11 protein-coding genes, 2 tRNA genes and 3 rRNA genes are annotated in these 18,824 nt (G+C 48.7%); 4 read left to right on the top strand and 12 right to left on the bottom strand.

The genetic code is table 11. The annotated features are described in order from the left end of the window. The first annotated feature begins 269 nt into the window (after positions 1 to 269). Both K9N75_RS01260 and coaA read left to right on the top strand, forming a co-directional pair. Positions 270 to 812 carry a GNAT family N-acetyltransferase gene (locus K9N75_RS01260; RefSeq protein WP_064575398.1) on the top strand — a complete coding sequence of 181 codons (543 nt, stop codon included), beginning with the start codon at positions 270 to 272 and terminating at the stop codon, positions 810 to 812. A gap of 225 nt (positions 813 to 1,037) precedes the next feature. Further along, complete coding sequence (gene coaA, locus K9N75_RS01255; RefSeq protein WP_004092550.1) at positions 1,038 to 1,985, top strand: type I pantothenate kinase; 948 nt, start codon at positions 1,038 to 1,040, stop codon at positions 1,983 to 1,985. Between the two features lie 85 nt (positions 1,986 to 2,070). Here the strand turns inward: coaA and birA are convergent, their stop codons facing one another. The 12 genes from birA to pepQ all read right to left on the bottom strand — a co-directional run bounded on the left by birA (position 2,071) and on the right by pepQ (position 15,142). Next, entirely contained in the window at positions 2,071 to 3,030 is a 960-nt protein-coding gene (gene birA / locus K9N75_RS01250) for a bifunctional biotin--[acetyl-CoA-carboxylase] ligase/biotin operon repressor BirA (protein WP_008815923.1), read from the bottom strand. Further along, the gene (gene murB, locus K9N75_RS01245; RefSeq protein ID WP_130995662.1) at positions 3,027 to 4,064 is read right to left on the bottom strand and encodes a UDP-N-acetylmuramate dehydrogenase; all 1,038 of its coding nucleotides are present in this window, start codon (positions 4,062 to 4,064) and stop codon (positions 3,027 to 3,029) included. The genes birA and murB overlap by 4 nt, the downstream gene beginning before the upstream one ends. Positions 4,065 to 4,205: 141 nt before the next feature. Beyond that, positions 4,206 to 5,153 (bottom strand): siderophore ABC transporter substrate-binding protein, encoded by a 948-nt coding sequence (locus tag K9N75_RS01240; protein ID WP_224452139.1) that lies wholly within the window; start codon positions 5,151 to 5,153, stop codon positions 4,206 to 4,208. 231 nt (positions 5,154 to 5,384) lie between these two features. Then, a 5S ribosomal RNA gene (gene rrf / locus K9N75_RS01235) occupies positions 5,385 to 5,500 on the bottom strand. Between the two features lie 114 nt (positions 5,501 to 5,614). Beyond that, positions 5,615 to 8,523, bottom strand: a 23S ribosomal RNA gene (locus tag K9N75_RS01230). Between the two features lie 258 nt (positions 8,524 to 8,781). After that, positions 8,782 to 8,857: transfer RNA gene (locus K9N75_RS01225), tRNA-Ala, on the bottom strand. Between the two features lie 126 nt (positions 8,858 to 8,983). Continuing rightward, positions 8,984 to 9,060, bottom strand: a tRNA-Ile gene (locus K9N75_RS01220). A 71-nt stretch (positions 9,061 to 9,131) separates the two neighbouring features. Then, positions 9,132 to 10,674, bottom strand: a 16S ribosomal RNA gene (locus tag K9N75_RS01215). Together the 16S, 23S and 5S rRNA genes with 2 tRNA genes alongside form the textbook arrangement of a ribosomal RNA operon. 426 nt (positions 10,675 to 11,100) lie before the next feature. After that, positions 11,101 to 11,640, bottom strand: coding sequence for a menaquinone-dependent protoporphyrinogen IX dehydrogenase (gene hemG, locus K9N75_RS01210; protein ID WP_008815904.1), 540 nt, complete (start codon positions 11,638 to 11,640; stop codon positions 11,101 to 11,103). Positions 11,641 to 11,683: 43 nt separating this feature from the next. Further along, positions 11,684 to 13,135, bottom strand: coding sequence for a Trk system potassium transporter TrkH (gene trkH, locus K9N75_RS01205; RefSeq protein ID WP_004089405.1), 1,452 nt, complete (start codon positions 13,133 to 13,135; stop codon positions 11,684 to 11,686). Between the two features lie 61 nt (positions 13,136 to 13,196). Continuing rightward, on the bottom strand, positions 13,197 to 13,811 hold the full coding sequence (locus tag K9N75_RS01200; protein WP_064575403.1) for an IMPACT family protein: 615 nt from the start codon (positions 13,809 to 13,811) through the stop codon (positions 13,197 to 13,199). Continuing rightward, positions 13,811 to 15,142, bottom strand: a complete 1,332-nt coding sequence (gene pepQ, locus K9N75_RS01195; RefSeq protein WP_008815902.1) for a Xaa-Pro dipeptidase — start codon at positions 15,140 to 15,142, stop codon at positions 13,811 to 13,813. The genes K9N75_RS01200 and pepQ overlap by 1 nt, the downstream gene beginning before the upstream one ends. 202 nt (positions 15,143 to 15,344) lie before the next feature. On the opposite strand from pepQ, the gene fadB reads away from it, so the two are divergent. Continuing rightward, positions 15,345 to 17,549 (top strand): fatty acid oxidation complex subunit alpha FadB, encoded by a 2,205-nt coding sequence (gene fadB, locus K9N75_RS01190; RefSeq protein ID WP_130976045.1) that lies wholly within the window; start codon positions 15,345 to 15,347, stop codon positions 17,547 to 17,549. Between the two features lie 25 nt (positions 17,550 to 17,574). Further along, positions 17,575 to 18,738: an acetyl-CoA C-acyltransferase FadA gene (gene fadA / locus K9N75_RS01185; RefSeq protein ID WP_039189869.1), complete on the top strand. Its 1,164-nt coding sequence runs from the start codon at positions 17,575 to 17,577 to the stop codon at positions 18,736 to 18,738. The last annotated feature ends 86 nt before the right edge of the window (positions 18,739 to 18,824 follow it).

Here is an 18,824-nt window from a genome sequence, read left to right as displayed (position 1 = left end):
TCTAGCTCATAAAATAACAGAAATCTGGCGTGAAATCGTCCTGTAATACCTTTGTCGATATTGCGCTTACCGCAATTGAATACCGAACGGAAAAATGAATATTCAGAGCAAGGTCACATTTCTAAACGCACCCATTTTGCACGCCCTGCACCATAACCAAGCAAAAGCTACACTTATTTGTGCTGTCTCCCCACGTAAAGTGCGGTTCTCCATACTTGGCCTGCTCTTTGCTTCTCTGGTGTTATTACCCCCTTTTGGAGGAATCACCGATGAAAATTGTTCTGATTAACGATGCTACCCTACCGGTCTACCGAAAAGAGCTCGCGTTGCTGCTCACAGATGCCGTGGCTAATGGAGCCTCCTTGGGATATGACACGCAAATCGATCATTACGACGCGGAGTGTTATTTTCACAGTCTACGTCCACTGGTTGCTAAAGGTGAACTCTTATTGTGGATTGCACGTGATGAGCATCGGGTAGTGGGTACCGTGCAGCTAGCACTTTGTCAAAAACCAAATGGGCGCAATCGCGCCGAAGTACAAAAATTGATAGTGCACAGCAGCGCACGTAGGTTAGGCGTCGGTCATCAGCTCATGACGGTGCTTGAAAAAGCAGCCTTGCAGGCTAACCGTGGACTCCTTTATCTAGATACTCAGGCTGGCTCAGCGGCAGAAGCCTTCTATCGGGCTGAGGGCTATCGTTGCATGGGGGAAATTCCTGATTACGCCTGCACCCCTGATGGTCAATATCATCCCACCGCGATTTATTACAAACGACTATTTGCCGTTACTCAGTCGGCAAAAGCGAGCTAAGTTCTCCTAGCGGTAGCACTTTCTTTTTTAGCTACCGCTTTTTTTACGGCCTGTTCATGCTTCTACTTTCTTGATTGCATTCCCCCCATCACGTAGATTGAGTCAAAGTTTTTGAAAAAAACTCTGCGACAAAGACGAAGCTGATTATAATGTGCAGCTCGTTATCCATCTGGAGTTGGCGTCAGGCGCCGTTCCCGACCCGCGCTAACAGGCAGAATTGGGCATATGAAGAAAGATCAATCATTGGCGACACCGTATCTACAGTTTAATCGCCAACAATGGGCTGCATTGCGTAACTCCGTGCCGTTAACCTTAACGGAAGAGCAGATTGCTAATCTCAAGGGTATTAACGAAGATCTTTCGTTAGAAGAAGTTGCTCAGATATATTTGCCACTTTCTCGTTTACTCAATTTCTATTTTAGCTCTAACGTTCGCCGTCAAGCTGTGCTTGAACAATTTCTAGGCACCAATGGCCCTAGGATCCCTTATATTATCGGGATCGCTGGTAGTGTCGCCGTGGGTAAAAGTACAACGGCTCGCGTGCTACAAGCGTTATTAAGCCGTTGGCCTGAACACCGTAAGGTAGAATTGCTAACCACAGACGGCTTTTTGCATCCTAACAAGGTGTTGCAAGAACGTGGGCTAATGAAAAAGAAAGGCTTCCCACAGTCCTACGATATTCAGAACCTCGTTCGCTTCGTATCCGAGATCAAATCCGGTGCCCCTAGAGTTACTGCTCCGCAATACTCTCATTTGATCTATGACATCGTGCCTGATAGCTGTAAAGTTATTGAGCAACCGGATATTCTTATTCTAGAAGGATTGAACGTTCTGCAGAGTGGGATGGATTATCCTCATGATCCACACCGCGTTTTTGTGTCTGATTTTGTCGATTTCTCTATTTATGTGGATGCACCGGAAGAGCTATTACAGGGTTGGTATATCAATCGATTCCTGAAATTCCGCCAAGGGGCATTCTCCAATCCAGACTCTTATTTCCATCACTACTCTCAGCTTCCAGAATCAGAAGCCGTCGAGATTGCGACCGGTCTATGGAAAGAAATTAACGGGTTGAATCTAAAGCAGAATATTTTGCCAACCCGTGAACGAGCCAGTTTGATTATGACCAAAGGCGGCAATCATGCCGTTGAAAGCGTTCGTTTACGTAAATAGTGACAATTCGCCGTCTTCATTAATAAAAAGGGCATCCGATGGATGCCCTTTTTATTGTGTACATTCTTATTAAACGTCTAACTATTCATGCACCGCGAAGTGAAATTTCACCACCAATAAATGGCTGAATCTCGCCGTCTCTATCAAGCAATAGTGCGCCTTGAGCATCGATACCTCGCGCAATACCATAAATTTTCTGCTCTCCAATCAGCAGATTAACGGGGCGGTCGATAAAGTTATCTAGTTCACGCCAGCGCTCGACGAAAGGGGATAACCCGCGTGTTTCAAAATCAACCAACGTATCGCGTAAACGCTTTAACAGGCGAGCCACTAATTCATTTCGGTTGATCTGAACACCCGCTTCCTGCAGGTTAATCCACTGCTGATTAACAATTGAAGTATCGGGAGAGCGCATAGATAGGTTAATACCAGCACCGATCACAATATTTGCAGCATCGCCGGTTTTCCCAGTAAGTTCGACGAGAATACCAGCCAGTTTCTTATCATTCAGATAAAGGTCATTTGGCCATTTTACTTTAACGTCGGGAGCCCCCAGTTCGCGCAATACCTCCGCCATAACAATACCAATGACTAGGCTTAACCCCATTGCGGCCGCTGGCCCCTGCTCCAAGCGCCAAAACATAGAGAGGTAAAGATTTGCACCAAAGGGAGAAAACCAGTGGCGCCCACGGCGCCCACGGCCGGCTTGTTGATACTCAGCTACGCAGGCATCTCCGGAGCGAAGATCATGAATTCGATCGAGTAAATACTGGTTGGTAGAGTCTACGACAGGGAGCACCGTAACTCGTCCATCCTGCAGCTGCTCGGTGATCTCGTCCTCATCCAATAGCTGCATAGGTGCTGGCAGGCTATATCCTTTGCCAGGTACGGTAAAAACATCGATTCCCCAATCGCGAATCGTCTGTATGTGTTTGTTAATGCCCGCTCTACTCATGCCGAGTACTTCGCCAAGATGCTCGCCGGAGTGAAACTCTCCGTCTGAGAGAATATTAACTAGGCGCAGGGGAACGCTGATATCTTTCATGATAAAACCTCTACAGCGTTAACTTCACCAACCGCGGATATAAAACGAACCTCAGGCTCTAACCATACGCCAAACTTCTGTGCGACGCGATTACGTACGGCTCTGGCTAGCTCAACGACATCCCCACTTGTTGCACAATCTAAATTGATGAGTACCAACGCCTGATGTTGATGTACCGCTGCACCGCCCACTTGGAAACCTTTCAGCTCACACCGGTCGATTAACCAACCCGCAGCTAACTTCATCTCACCAGAGGCTTGTGGGTACATAGGTGCTTCAGGAAACTCGGACTTAATCTGCGCGGCAACCGCTGCACTCACTACAGGATTTTTAAAGAAGCTTCCTGCATTCCCTGTTTTTTTAGGGTCTGGTAGCTTAGTCATTCGCATATGACAAACAGAGTCAAACACTTGTTTAGGCGTCACAGTTTCAGGTGAAAGCTTAGCTAAATCACCGTAGTTCAAAACAGGGTGCCACTGTTTCTCTAACCGTAGCCCTACGGCAACAATCGCATAGCCGTCTCGATAACTATGTTTAAAAACGCTTTCTCGGTAGCCAAACTGGCACTCATCCGCTGTTAAACGAAACGACTCATTTGTACGTAAATTCAACACATCAACGTATTCACAAACTTTTTGGAACTCGATACCATACGCGCCAATATTTTGGATCGGTGCCGATCCTGCGCATCCAGGGATCAGGGCAAGGTTTTCAAGCCCTGACATTCCCTGTTCAAGCGAATAGCTTACTAGCTCATGCCAATTCTCACCTGCACCAACATGCAGCCGCCAGCTATGCTCATCGTCAGCCACACTGATTCCTTTGATTCGGTTAAGCAGTATGGTTCCGATAAAGTCTTCTAAGAATAAAACGTTACTACCGTCGCCTAAGATCAGCACCGGCTCTTGGCGCTCGACAGCACCGCGCCATGCTTCCGCCAAAGCGTCAGGGGAAGTGGCAGTGATGATATTTTTTGCTTGGGCATTAATACCGAATGTTGTGAATTCAGCAAGTGATGTATGGCTATTAGACATGAAACAAGGATCTCATCCTGACTAAACTGTGCCTAGTCTAACCGATCCTTTGCCTGATTTTTGGATAAATAAAGATAAAACCGAGATTGCAAAATAATGTGTTTCATTGGCGGTATATAGCTATACCGCCGTAGCATGAAACTAAAGTGCGTTTGCCACTTCTGTCATCTGTGCAGCCGTACTCTCTAGCCCACCGCCAGACAAGTACCAAAGATCAGGCGTGAGATATACTACTTTTCCATTTTTAAATGCCGCCGTTGAACGTAACTCTGCATCTTCAAACTGCATTTTGTTTAGCGGAGTAGCACCAATGGCTGCACTACGATCAACAATAAAAATCACATCTGGATTTGCTTGGGTAATTTCATGCGTCGTGAGCGGGACTCGTTTTTTCTTATCCGCACGCTCTTTCTGTATTACCTTCGCTGGCTTCATGCCTAAAACGTCAAAAATGATAGGCTGATGAATTACAGCAAACCTACCATCATTATGAATTAGCGTTAATGCAGACAGCTGTGAAGGCTCTTTTTCTGTCTTGATAGACGTTAATTGTTGGGATAATAAATTGATTTGGTTCTTCGCTTCTTCTTTTTTACCAAAAATAGCGCCCAGCAACTCTGCATTTTTATTAACCGACATTAAATAGTCTTTAGGGCTTGTTGTCAGGCTGATAGTTGGCGCAATGGCCGATAGTGCATCATATGAACCCCCTTGACGTCCCGTGATAATAATCAAATCAGGCTGAAGTAGTTCAATTGCTTTCAGATCTGGCTCTTTCATCCCACCAACGACAGAGACGGCAGGAGACACCTTATCTTTTATATAGCTAGGAATCGATTTTGGTAACCCTACAACGCGATTGGTTAAGCCCAACTTATCTAGCGAATCGTAGGTACCAAAATCAAAAATAACTACACGCTGAGGGTTCTTATGAACTTTAGTGACACCAGCTGCATGCGTAATACTCAGTGTATTTGCAGTAGCTGAAGTAACATGAGCAATCACTGATTTTTCTGGCTCTTTGGCTACTGCTGAATAACTGCTCAAAGAAAGAATAGAGGTAAGAATAACAACTGAAATGTTTTTCATAATGCGCATCCAAGCGTAAATAAGAGATTCGCATTCTAAATTGGAGGGGAAATATGTCAATGCAATTGATAATTGATATCATTAATATGTTAAGAGCAAATAGAATCGTTCGTAAAACAATCAAAATTATTTAAAACTCCAATAGCAAAATCCGTTCTCGACGGATTCGACAAACAACAGATAAACAAAAAAGCCCCATGCTTTCGCATGAGGCTTTTTCGTTTATTTGATGCCTGGCAGTTCCCTACTCTCGCATGGGGAGACCCCACACTACCATCGGCGCTACGGCGTTTCACTTCTGAGTTCGGCATGGGGTCAGGTGGGACCACCGCGCTATCGCCGCCAGGCAAATTCTGTTAATCAACCCGCCGCGTATATCGCTATACCCAGCCAGTTAATCCAATCTTTGAACAAGCTTACTCTTCGTCTTAGTCTCTCAACCAAAACACCTTCGGTGTTGTAAGGTTAAGCCTCACGGATCATTAGTACTGGTTAGCTCAACGTATCGCTACGCTTACACACCCAGCCTATCAACGTCTTAGTCTTAAACGTTCCTTTAGGAGACTCAAGGTCTCAGGGAAGACTCATCTCGAGGCAAGTTTCGCGCTTAGATGCTTTCAGCGCTTATCTTTTCCGCATTTAGCTACCGGGCAATGCCATTGGCATGACAACCCGAACACCAGTGATGCGTCCACTCCGGTCCTCTCGTACTAGGAGCAGCCCCTCTCAATCTTCCAACGCCCACGGCAGATAGGGACCGAACTGTCTCACGACGTTCTAAACCCAGCTCGCGTACCACTTTAAATGGCGAACAGCCATACCCTTGGGACCTACTTCAGCCCCAGGATGTGATGAGCCGACATCGAGGTGCCAAACACCGCCGTCGATATGAACTCTTGGGCGGTATCAGCCTGTTATCCCCGGAGTACCTTTTATCCGTTGAGCGATGGCCCTTCCATTCAGAACCACCGGATCACTATGACCTACTTTCGTACCTGCTCGAGCCGTCACTCTCGCAGTCAAGCTAGCTTATGCCATTGCACTAACCTCACGATGTCCGACCGTGATTAGCTAACCTTCGTGCTCCTCCGTTACTCTTTAGGAGGAGACCGCCCCAGTCAAACTACCCACCAGACACTGTCCTCAATCCCGATTAGGGACCGGAGTTAGAACATCAAACATTAAAGGGTGGTATTTCAAGGTTGGCTCCATGCAGACTGGCGTCCACACTTCAAAGCCTCCCACCTATCCTACACATCAAGGCTCAATGTTCAGTGTCAAGCTATAGTAAAGGTTCACGGGGTCTTTCCGTCTTGCCGCGGGTACACTGCATCTTCACAGCGAGTTCAATTTCACTGAGTCTCGGGTGGAGACAGCCTGGCCATCATTACGCCATTCGTGCAGGTCGGAACTTACCCGACAAGGAATTTCGCTACCTTAGGACCGTTATAGTTACGGCCGCCGTTTACTGGGGCTTCGATCAAGAGCTTCGCCTTGCGGCTGACCCCATCAATTAACCTTCCAGCACCGGGCAGGCGTCACACCGTATACGTCCACTTTCGTGTTTGCACAGTGCTGTGTTTTTATTAAACAGTTGCAGCCAGCTGGTATCTTCGACTGGCTTCAGCTCCATCCGCAAGGGACTTCACCTACGCGCCAGCGTGCCTTCTCCCGAAGTTACGGCACCATTTTGCCTAGTTCCTTCACCCGAGTTCTCTCAAGCGCCTTGGTATTCTCTACCTGACCACCTGTGTCGGTTTGGGGTACGATTCAATGTTACCTAGAGCTTAGAGGCTTTTCCTGGAAGCTTGGCATCAACTACTTCATCACCGTAGTGACTCGTCATCACGCCTCAGGGTTGATATGCGACCGGATTTACCAAGTCACACCCCCTACACGCTTAAACCGGGACAACCGTCGCCCGGATAGCCTAGCCTTCTCCGTCCCCCCTTCGCAGTAACACCGAGTACAGGAATATTAACCTGTTTCCCATCGACTACGCCTTTCGGCCTCGCCTTAGGGGTCGACTCACCCTGCCCCGATTAACGTTGGACAGGAACCCTTGGTCTTCCGGCGAGCGGGTTTTTCACCCGCTTTATCGTTACTTATGTCAGCATTCGCACTTCTGATACCTCCAGCAACCCTCACAGGCCACCTTCACAGGCTTACAGAACGCTCCCCTACCCAACAACACCTAAGTGTCGCTGCCGCAGCTTCGGTGCATAGTTTAGCCCCGTTACATCTTCCGCGCAGGCCGACTCGACCAGTGAGCTATTACGCTTTCTTTAAATGATGGCTGCTTCTAAGCCAACATCCTGGCTGTCTATGCCTTCCCACATCGTTTCCCACTTAACTATGACTTTGGGACCTTAGCTGGCGGTCTGGGTTGTTTCCCTCTTCACGACGGACGTTAGCACCCGCCGTGTGTCTCCCGTGATAACATTCTTCGGTATTCGTAGTTTGCATCGAGTTGGTAAGTCGGGATGACCCCCTAGTCGAAACAGTGCTCTACCCCCGAAGATGAGTTCACGAGGCGCTACCTAAATAGCTTTCGGGGAGAACCAGCTATCTCCCGGTTTGATTGGCCTTTCACCCCCAGCCACAAGTCATCCGCTAATTTTTCAACATTAGTCGGTTCGGTCCTCCAGTTAGTGTTACCCAACCTTCAACCTGCCCATGGCTAGATCACCGGGTTTCGGGTCTATACCTTGCAACTTGACGCCCAGTTAAGACTCGGTTTCCCTACGGCTCCCCTATTCGGTTAACCTTGCTACAAAATATAAGTCGCTGACCCATTATACAAAAGGTACGCAGTCACCCCATAAAAGAGGCTCCCACTGCTTGTACGTACACGGTTTCAGGTTCTATTTCACTCCCCTCGCCGGGGTTCTTTTCGCCTTTCCCTCACGGTACTGGTTCACTATCGGTCAGTCAGGAGTATTTAGCCTTGGAGGATGGTCCCCCCATATTCAGACAGGATGTCACGTGTCCCGCCCTACTCATCGAACTCACAGCATATGCATTTTCAAGTACGGGGCTATCACCCTGTATCGCCGGACTTTCCAGACCGTTCCTCTGACACATACGCTGATTAAGGTTCTGGGCTGCTCCCCGTTCGCTCGCCGCTACTAGGGGAATCTCGGTTGATTTCTTTTCCTCAGGGTACTTAGATGTTTCAGTTCCCCTGGTTCGCTTCGTTAAGCTATGTATTCACTTAACGATAGTGCAACGAATTGCACTGGGTTTCCCCATTCGGAAATCGTCGGTTATAACGCTTCATATCAGCTTACCGACGCTTATCGCAGATTAGCACGTCCTTCATCGCCTCTGACTGCCTAGGCATCCACCGTGTACGCTTAGTCACTTAACCTCACAACCCGAAGGTGTCTCTTGGTGAACGCGGTTACGAACCGGTTCAAGACAACATTCAAGATTGCAAAAAATTGAGAGACTGCTTAATGCTCGCTGTGTCAGTGTTTGACCGAAGTCATTCTCACAGCGGCTTAAGCTTTCAAATTTCAGCTTGTTCCAGATTGTTAAAGAGCAAAATACTTCGCAGCATACTGTTTCCAATACGCTCTGAAGTATGTTTTGAGACTGAACCTCTGTTGTATTCAACAAGAAGTAATGGTGGAGCTATGCGGGATCGAACCGCAGACCTCCTGCGTGCAAGGCAGGCGCTCTCCCAGCTGAGCTATAACCCCATACAGTCAACAGTTTACCTTTTGATACCAACTCGCTTAGCCGCGGAAAGATTCAACGTGAGTAGCGCAATGTGCAAACGCACATGAGCAACGCAACGATTGAAGATTTCAAGGATAAGTAGAGTTTGGTAGGCCTGAGTGGACTTGAACCACCGACCTCACCCTTATCAGGGGTGCGCTCTAACCACCTGAGCTACAAGCCTATAAAGGTATTCTGCTCGTTATTCTTCATCAGACAATCTGTGTGGACACTGCACTTAACGCTATCTTTAGGTAAGGAGGTGATCCAACCGCAGGTTCCCCTACGGTTACCTTGTTACGACTTCACCCCAGTCATGAATCACAAAGTGGTAAGCGCCCTCCCGAAGGTTAAGCTACCTACTTCTTTTGCAACCCACTCCCATGGTGTGACGGGCGGTGTGTACAAGGCCCGGGAACGTATTCACCGTAGCATTCTGATCTACGATTACTAGCGATTCCGACTTCATGGAGTCGAGTTGCAGACTCCAATCCGGACTACGACATACTTTATGAGGTCCGCTTGCTCTCGCGAGTTCGCTTCTCTTTGTATATGCCATTGTAGCACGTGTGTAGCCCTACTCGTAAGGGCCATGATGACTTGACGTCATCCCCACCTTCCTCCGGTTTATCACCGGCAGTCTCCTTTGAGTTCCCGACATTACTCGCTGGCAACAAAGGATAAGGGTTGCGCTCGTTGCGGGACTTAACCCAACATTTCACAACACGAGCTGACGACAGCCATGCAGCACCTGTCTCAGAGTTCCCGAAGGCACTAAGCTATCTCTAGCAAATTCTCTGGATGTCAAGAGTAGGTAAGGTTCTTCGCGTTGCATCGAATTAAACCACATGCTCCACCGCTTGTGCGGGCCCCCGTCAATTCATTTGAGTTTTAACCTTGCGGCCGTACTCCCCAGGCGGTCGACTTAACGCGTTAGCTCCGGAAGCCACGCCTCAAGGGCACAACCTCCAAGTCGACATCGTTTACAGCGTGGACTACCAGGGTATCTAATCCTGTTTGCTCCCCACGCTTTCGCACCTGAGCGTCAGTCTTTGTCCAGGGGGCCGCCTTCGCCACCGGTATTCCTCCAGATCTCTACGCATTTCACCGCTACACCTGGAATTCTACCCCCCTCTACAAGACTCTAGCTTGCCAGTTTCAAATGCAGTTCCCAAGTTAAGCTCGGGGATTTCACATCTGACTTAACAAACCGCCTGCGTGCGCTTTACGCCCAGTAATTCCGATTAACGCTTGCACCCTCCGTATTACCGCGGCTGCTGGCACGGAGTTAGCCGGTGCTTCTTCTGCGAGTAACGTCAATCACCAAGGTTATTAACCTTAATGCCTTCCTCCTCGCTGAAAGTACTTTACAACCCGAAGGCCTTCTTCATACACGCGGCATGGCTGCATCAGGCTTGCGCCCATTGTGCAATATTCCCCACTGCTGCCTCCCGTAGGAGTCTGGACCGTGTCTCAGTTCCAGTGTGGCTGGTCATCCTCTCAGACCAGCTAGAGATCGTCGCCTAGGTGAGCCATTACCCCACCTACTAGCTAATCCCATCTGGGCACATCTGATGGCGTGAGGCCCGAAGGTCCCCCACTTTGGTCCGAAGACGTCATGCGGTATTAGCTACCGTTTCCAGTAGTTATCCCCCTCCATCAGGCAGTTTCCCAGACATTACTCACCCGTCCGCCGCTCGTCACCCAGAGAGCAAGCTCTCTTGTGCTACCGCTCGACTTGCATGTGTTAGGCCTGCCGCCAGCGTTCAATCTGAGCCATGATCAAACTCTTCAATTAAAAGCTTGATGTGCTTCAACACGTGAAGCGATGCTCGAAAATTAACTTTCGTAATAATTCAAAAATGAATTACTGCTTGGTCACTCTTCAAGACTTTAATATTTTATCGTCCGAGGACGTTAGATATTGTCTTGTGAGTGCCCACACAGATTGTCTGATAAATTGTTAAAGAGCAGTGAGTTGTGAACATTCGTTCCAGCAACTCGGGAGGTGCATATTACGCTTTCCTCCTGAAGAGTCAAGCCTTTTTCTTTTCAGAATTTCGCTAGTTAGCGACGCTTTTCTCTTTCTCACCGAGCGACGTTTGCGTCGTTGTTCCCGGTCAGTGGTGGCGCATTATAGGGACTTCTGAACGGCTGACAAGTGTTTATTTGAAATAAATTACCAACCGCGCAAATTATCAACAAAAGTTGAGTTTTGTGATGATTATCGCGCCGCACTGCTGCTTAAACGCACAAAGTCTTTCGCAAAACGCGTTACATCCTGCCAATCGGTATATTCCACTTCTTTGCTGGTATCCGTTTCACCGCCGGTCATTTTCATAATTAATTTGATCATTGCCTTGTCTAACCAGCCATAGCGTGGATAACGGAGCGCTCCGGCGAAAACAGCACACTGCTTTGGCTGCCACGGAGTAGCAAGCAGGAATTTGCGGGTATAGGCATTTGTTTGCGGCGTTCTCTTTTCAGGCTTACGCGCCGTAAGGTTAACGGCGAAGAATGCACTCGGCATAGTATTTAACTGCGCCACATTCTGCTTGGTGAATTTATAGAGAGAACGCTGGAAATGCCCATAGCGAACAGAAGCGCCGATCACGACTGACTGATAGTTTGCCAGATTGATATCCATTGATAGGGCCAGATCCATCACATCACACTCAAGCGTCTCAGACAGCGTCGATGCTATAGAAGAGGCAATAGCTTTGGTCTGTCCATCATGGCTGGAGTAAAGCACTAAAGTTTTCATGACTTGCGGCCTCTACACTTTTCCATAATTAATTGTGAATGCCTTAGTTACGCCAAAAGGTTGGCGTAAACAGTACTAACAAAGTAAAGACTTCCAGTCGGCCAAACAACATAGTAACGACTAGCACCCATTTAGCCGCATCATTCATCGAAGTGAAATTATCGGCAACGACACCCAGCCCCGGACCAAGGTTATTCAATGTGGCGACTACCGCAGCAAACGCAGAGAAATCATCTACCCCAGTCGCGATAATCGCCAGCATGCTGATAATGAACACCAATGCGTAGGCAGAAAAGAATCCCCACACCGCTTCAAGAATACGCTCGGGCAGAGCACGGTTGCCCAACTTAATGGTATAAACCGCATTCGGATGCACTAGACGTTTTAGCTCGCGGGAGCCTTGTAAGAAAAGAAGCAGAATACGAATAACCTTCAATCCACCACCGGTTGACCCCGCACAGCCACCGATAAATGCAGAACACAGTAGAAGCACAGGTAGGAACAGCGGCCAATGGGCGATGCTATCCGTGGTGAATCCCGCCGTCGTTGCCATAGAAACAACTTGGAAAAATGCCTGATTCACCGTTTGTAATCCGGTTTGATATACGTTGTGCCACCACAACACTAAGGTACACACCGCGACTAACGTCAGCTGGACAAAAATAAACATGCGAAACTCAGGGTCACGCCAATAAACTTTCAAACTACGTCCGCTAAGGAGTGCAAAGTGCAAACTAAAATTACAACCAGAGATCAGCAGAAACACCGCAATAATAGTGTTGATGGTGGGACTATTAAAATAACCGATACTGGCATCGTGGGTTGAAAATCCACCAATGGCGATGGTTGAAAAGCTATGCGAGATGGCGTCGAACACATCCATCCCTGCCCCCCATAGGGCTACCGCACAGGCCACCGTCAGCAGCACATAGATGAACCATAATGTTTTCGCTGTTTCGGCAATTCTCGGCCGCATTTTATTATCTTTGAGCGGCCCGGGCATTTCAGCGCGATAGAGCTGTAGTCCACCCACACCTAAGATTGGTAAAATAGCCACGGCCAGCACGATGATCCCCATACCACCAAGCCATTGCAGCATCTGACGGTAGAATAAAATTGCCTTCGGTAAGTTATCCAATCCCACCAGCGTGGTTGCTCCCGTGGTAGTTAAACCCGAGAACGACTCAAAAAACGCATCCGTTACGCTGAGATTTGGGCGCTCAGAGAACAGGAAAGGCAATGCCCCTACGCTGCCCAGCACCGTCCAAAACAAAACGACGATGAGAAAACCTTCACGCGGTTTTAATTCATGCTTTTGTTTACGCTGTGGCCACCACAATAATGTGCCAATCGTCAGCGCAACGAAGAAAGTCTGAGTGAACGCCCGGCCTGCACCGTCACGATAAATCAAGGCAACTAGCCCAGGGATGATCATAGTTCCTGAGAACAGTATGACGAGTAAACCGACGATGCGGATAATGGCACGAAAATGCATTCGGGCACGTTCCTTGCTCAATAGAGTAATAAGTACAACAAAAAAGTAATGCGGGGGATTATTACGAAGTCTGATGTAATTGCAACGAACCACGGCTCATGTTGCGTAATTTTTCAGCGACGTCATCGACAACCAGCACTGGCAAACTCACTGTTAGTGATACCTCAACAGCATAGTCACTCTGCAATATCTCGCCCCCAGCCTGCGCAATAACGGTCTCGACTTGGGTCAGTAATCCATAGTCACACTGCAAAGTATACTCAGCCTGCGGCACTTTACGCTCGACGGGCAAAAGTTTTAATGCTTGCTGAACGCCACCGCCATAAGCCTTAACTAATCCGCCAGTGCCCAGCCGAATACCGCCGTAATAGCGCACCACCACTGCCGTGACTTCGCCAATATGGCTTCCCATCAACTGGGCAAGCATTGGCTTACCCGCAGTGCCAGACGGCTCGCCGTCATCAGAAAAACCTAACAGCTGTGAATTATCCGGTGCACCGGCCACAAATGCCCAACAGTGATGGCGTGCATCTGGATGTTCAGATTTTACCTGCGCAATAAATGCTTTTGCCGCCTCACTACCCTGCGTATGTGCCAGCAGAGTAATAAAGCGGCTTTTTTTGATTTCCTCGCTGAAGCTCAATGCCTCAGCGGGAATAAGATAAGGCTGACTCATTAGTCCAAATGCAGATCGCGCGTCATATTCTCCACCGATTTCTCGTGGAAAATCACGTTATCTTCAATGCGGATCCCGCCATATGGACGGAAAGAATCAATACGAGCCCAATCAAAATGTTTACTGAACTGCCCTTCTTTCCACGGAGCCAACAGTGAATCAATGAAATACAAGCCAGGCTCAATGGTCATCACCATGCCAGGCTCCATAATGCGCGTACAGCGCAGGAAAGGATACATTTCTGGTGCAGCCAGATGGGTACCCTTTTCATCCTGCATGAAACCCGCCACGTCATGTACCTGTAACCCCAGCGGATGGCCCAAGCCGTGTGGTAAGAATGGGCAGGTCAGCCCTTGCTCAACGGCAGCTTCTTCGCTGATATCTTTCAGGATATGGTGTTTCTTCAGTAATTTAGCCAAACGTTGATGCATTTGCACATGGTAATCGGTATAGCGCACACCGCATTTCAATGTAGCAATAAGCGCCTGCTGCTCTTTGTTCATATCACTGACTAACGCGGCAAAATCACTATCGCTTTTCGCGGCATAAGTTCGCGTCAGGTCTGCTGCGTAGCCATTATATTCAGCACCCGCATCTAATAAGAAACTACGCACTTCAGAAGGAAGCTTATGCTGCAACGTCGTGTAATGTAGAACAGCGGCATGCTCATTCAAGGCCACGATATTATCGTAAGGCACATCGGTGTCACGGTGTCCGGTGGCAGTCAAATAAGCCTGATTGATATCAAACTCACTCATGCCTGACTGAAATGCTTCCAACGCGGCCTGATGCCCAACTACAGCAGTTTTTTGCGCTTCACGCATGCAGGCTTGCTCATAGCCAGTTTTATACGCACGATGGTAATGCAGGTAATCAAGCACTGGCTGCGGATTGATATTTTCAGCTTTGATGCCCAGAGTCTGTGCTCGTTGCGGAACATACCCAATATAAGCAACACGTTCGCGTGCCGTTGGTAATAAGTTCGCAATATCATCAGCTTTACGCAGCGCAGTCATCTCAACATGCGCAGTCCAAAAGGCCTCAGGCAAGGGCTCTACGCTGTACCAGTAATCGACAGGCGAATAGAACCACAGTTTCGGTTTATTTACGCCATCGACCCATAACCAGCAGTTAGGCACCTGAGTCACAGGGATCCACGCCTTAAACTGAGGGTTAACTTTAAACGGGTAATCACGATCGTCTAAAAACAGCGACAGCAACTCACCGGAGTGAATCAACAGTCCATCCAACTGATGACGAGCTAAAACCTCACGGGTACGCTGCTGCAGCGTTTCCATGTGTTCAGAATACAGCGAAGCTAATGTTTCCATGTATATGACCCTTTGCCCACAACGAATTTCTTCATCTTATCACAGCGCTCCATAAAAACAGGACGTTGCCAAAAATCCCATTCGGCCCTCTGTGATCGCGTTTGCAAATATTCAATGTTTTGTTTGCAAATTTTTAACATTAAAACCACACTTCACAACATCTGGTCATACCAGATCAACTGCGCTGATTTAGGAGATCACGATGCTCTACCAAGGCGAAAACCTACATGTAAACTGGCTCGAAGATGGCATTGCCGAGCTGGTATTTGATGCCCCAGCCGCGATTAACAAGCTGGATACTAAAACTGTTGCCAGCTTGGGGGCGGCACTCGACGTGCTTGAAAAACAGCCGCAGCTGCGTGGCCTATTAGTGCGCTCCACCAAAGCCGCCTTTATCGTAGGCGCAGATATTACTGAATTCTTATCACTCTTTGCTGCACCAACAGAAAAGCTGACAGAGTGGCTCAATTTTGCCAACAGCGTATTCAATCGCCTAGAAGATCTGCCCGTGCCTACGATTACGGCCGTTAACGGCTACGCACTAGGCGGCGGCTGTGAATGTGTGCTAGCCACTGATTTCCGTATTGCCACACCGGATATCCGCATCGGTTTACCGGAAACCAAACTCGGCATTATGCCGGGCTTTGGCGGTTCTGTTCGCCTACCTCGTTTACTCGGCGCCGATAGTGCGTTGGAAATTATCGCTGCGGGCAAAGATATCGGAGCAGAACAAGCGCTAAAAGTCGGTCTGGTTGATGCAGTTGTTCCGCAAGATAAACTGATTAGCGGCGCACTCAATATGCTGCGTCAGGCAATTGATGGCCAACTTGATTGGCAAGCATACCGCCAGCCGAAATTGGAACCATTGAAGCTCAGTCCAATTGAGTCACTGATGAGCTTTACCACCGCCAAAGGCATGGTCATGCAGACCGCGGGTAAACATTACCCCGCCCCCATTACCGCGGTGAAAACCATCGAAGCCGCTGCGGGTTTGAAACGTACTGAAGCCCTCAAGCTTGAAACAGCAAGTTTTGTACCGTTAACTCGCACAACGCAAGCGCGTGCTTTAGTCGGGATTTTCCTGAACGACCAGTTTGTGAAAGGTAAAGCGAAAAAACTCGCTCAGTCAGGACAAGTACCTACACATGCCGTAGTACTTGGCGCCGGTATTATGGGAGGTGGCATTGCCTACCAATCAGCGCTGAAAGGCGTTCCTGTATTGATGAAAGACATCAGTGAAAAATCGCTACAGCTTGGTATGAATGAAGCAGGAAAATTGCTGAACAAACAGCTAGAGCGAGGAAAAATCAACGGCCTGAAAATGGCACAGATTATTTCTACGATTCAGCCAACCCTGAACTACGCAGGGATCGAGCAGGCGCAGATAGTGGTAGAAGCTGTCGTTGAAAATCCTAAGATCAAAGCGGCCGTGTTGTCTGAAGCCGAATCATTGATAAAACCCGATGCGGTGTTGGCTTCAAATACCTCAACGATTCCAATCGATCAGCTAGCTGCATCGCTACAACGCCCTGAAAATTTCTGCGGCATGCACTTCTTTAATCCGGTGCACCGAATGCCATTAGTCGAAATTATTCGTGGTGCAAAAACATCAGAACAAACCATTGGAACCGTCGTCGCCTATGCAACAAAAATGGGCAAGACACCGATCGTAGTCAATGACTGCCCAGGATTCTTTGTTAACCGCGTACTGTTCCCTTACTTTGCAGGCTTCAGTTTGCTACTGCGCGACGGGGCTGATTTCCGTCAGGTCGATAAAGTGATGGAGAAGCAGTTTGGCTGGCCGATGGGACCTGCCTATCTGCTCGACGTCGTAGGTATCGATACAGCACATCACGCTCAGGCGGTAATGGCACAAGGTTTCCCGCAACGAATGAGTAAAAACTACCGTGACGCAGTAGATGTGATGTTTGATGCACAGCGTTTTGGTCAGAAAAATGGTGTCGGTTTCTATCGTTACGATCAGGACAGTAAGGGTAAGCCACGTAAGGTTCAGGACGAGCAGACTCCCTTGCTGCTAGCCGAAGTTGCTCCATCGAACGAAAACTTCAGCGATGAAGAGATTATCGCTCGCATGATGATCCCAATGATCAACGAAGTGGTGCGGTGCTTCGAAGAGAAAATCGTGGCAAGCCCAGCAGAAGCCGATATGGCGTTAGTGTATGGCATTGGATTCCCTCCATTCCACGGCGGTGCATTCCGTTATTTGGATACCATTGGAACCACGCAATATGTCGAAATGGCGCAGCGTTATCAGCATTTAGGCGAACTATATCAGGTGCCAGCCGGCCTCCGAGCCAAAGCAGAAACCAACGCGACCTATTATCCGGCCGCGGCTCCAATTGAGACCGATGCCGCCATTGGCACCAACGCCGCTCAACAGGCTTGAGGAAGGAAACATGGAAAACCGTTCAATTGAAAACGTCGTGGTGATCGATGCCGTCCGTACGCCGATGGGCCGCTCCAAAGGTGGCGCTTATCGTCAGGTAAGAGCTGAAGATCTGTCCGCTCATCTGATGCGAGCCCTGCTTAGCCGTAACCCTAATGTAGATGCAAAAGAGATCGATGACATCTACTGGGGCTGCGTGCAGCAAACGTTGGAGCAAGGATTCAATATTGCGCGTAACGCCGCATTATTAGCTGAACTGCCACACACCGTCCCCGCAAACACCGTTAACCGTCTCTGTGGCTCGTCCATGCAGGCGATCCATGATGCGGCTCGCGCAATTATGGTCGGCGATGCCCAAATAAGTATGATTGGCGGCGTGGAGCACATGGGGCATGTTCCTATGAGCCACGGCGTTGATTTCCATCCTGGCTTAAGCCGAACCGTTGCTAAAGCAGCGGGTATGATGGGACTGACCGCCGAAATGCTGGCGAAAATGCACAAAATCAGCCGTGAAATGCAGGATGAATTTGCTGCTCGTTCGCACCAGCGCGCCTATGCAGCAACCACATCCGGTGCATTTAAAAACGAAATCGTTCCGACTGCGGGTCATGATGCCGACGGCGTGCTGAAAATGTTGTTTAACGATGAAGTGATTCGCCCAGAAACCACCGCCGCTAGCCTATCAGCGCTTAAACCTGCCTTTGATCCGGTCAATGGCACCGTCACGGCGGGATCGTCTTCTGCATTATCCGATGGAGCCTCAGCGATGCTGTTGATGAGTGAATCACGCGCTAAATCACTCGGTTTAACGCCGCGTGCACGTATTCGCTCAATGGCTGTTGTAGGCTGCGATCCCTCTATTATGGGATACGGTCCAGTACCTGCCACGCAACTGGCATTAAAGCGAGCGGGGTTAAGTATTTCGGATATTGGGCAATTTGAACTGAATGAAGCCTTCGCAGCTCAGACCTTACCGTGCCTAAAAGATCTCGGGTTGCTCGATGTATTAGATGAGAAAGTGAATCTCAACGGTGGGGCTATCGCGTTGGGCCATCCGCTGGGTTGCTCTGGCTCGCGAATTTCAACGACTCTGCTGAATCTAATGGAACGCCGTGACGTCCAGTTTGGTCTGGCCACCATGTGTATTGGTTTAGGTCAGGGAATTGCGACCGTGTTCGAGCGAGTTTAAGCCAGTTAGTACGTTGTCAGAGGTTTAGTTGCCGTTCTTCCCGCCTGTCAGGGGCGGGTTTTTTCTTTCTGTCAGCAGTCTTCTAC

It is taken from the genome of Hafnia paralvei (genome assembly GCF_020150375.1).
Taxonomy (GTDB): Bacteria; Pseudomonadota; Gammaproteobacteria; order Enterobacterales; family Enterobacteriaceae; genus Hafnia; species Hafnia paralvei.
Note: the sequence above shows the minus strand (reverse complement) of the source record. Positions and strands in the feature narration are given on the sequence as shown.

Bases quoted from the DNA above. Each gene is read 5' to 3' on its own strand.
- hemG (WP_008815904.1), bottom strand. From the start codon at position 11,640: ATGAAAACTTTAGTGCTTTACTCCAGCCATGATGGACAGACCAAAGCT.
- coaA (WP_004092550.1), top strand. From the start codon at position 1,038: ATGAAGAAAGATCAATCATTGGCGACACCGTATCTACAGTTTAATCGC.
- pepQ (WP_008815902.1), bottom strand. From the start codon at position 15,142: ATGGAAACATTAGCTTCGCTGTATTCTGAACACATGGAAACGCTGCAG.
- K9N75_RS01200 (WP_064575403.1), bottom strand. From the start codon at position 13,811: ATGAGTCAGCCTTATCTTATTCCCGCTGAGGCATTGAGCTTCAGCGAG.
- birA (WP_008815923.1), bottom strand. From the start codon at position 3,030: ATGAAAGATATCAGCGTTCCCCTGCGCCTAGTTAATATTCTCTCAGAC.
- trkH (WP_004089405.1), bottom strand. From the start codon at position 13,135: ATGCATTTTCGTGCCATTATCCGCATCGTCGGTTTACTCGTCATACTG.
- murB (WP_130995662.1), bottom strand. From the start codon at position 4,064: ATGTCTAATAGCCATACATCACTTGCTGAATTCACAACATTCGGTATT.
- K9N75_RS01240 (WP_224452139.1), bottom strand. From the start codon at position 5,153: ATGAAAAACATTTCAGTTGTTATTCTTACCTCTATTCTTTCTTTGAGC.
- fadB (WP_130976045.1), top strand. From the start codon at position 15,345: ATGCTCTACCAAGGCGAAAACCTACATGTAAACTGGCTCGAAGATGGC.
- K9N75_RS01260 (WP_064575398.1), top strand. From the start codon at position 270: ATGAAAATTGTTCTGATTAACGATGCTACCCTACCGGTCTACCGAAAA.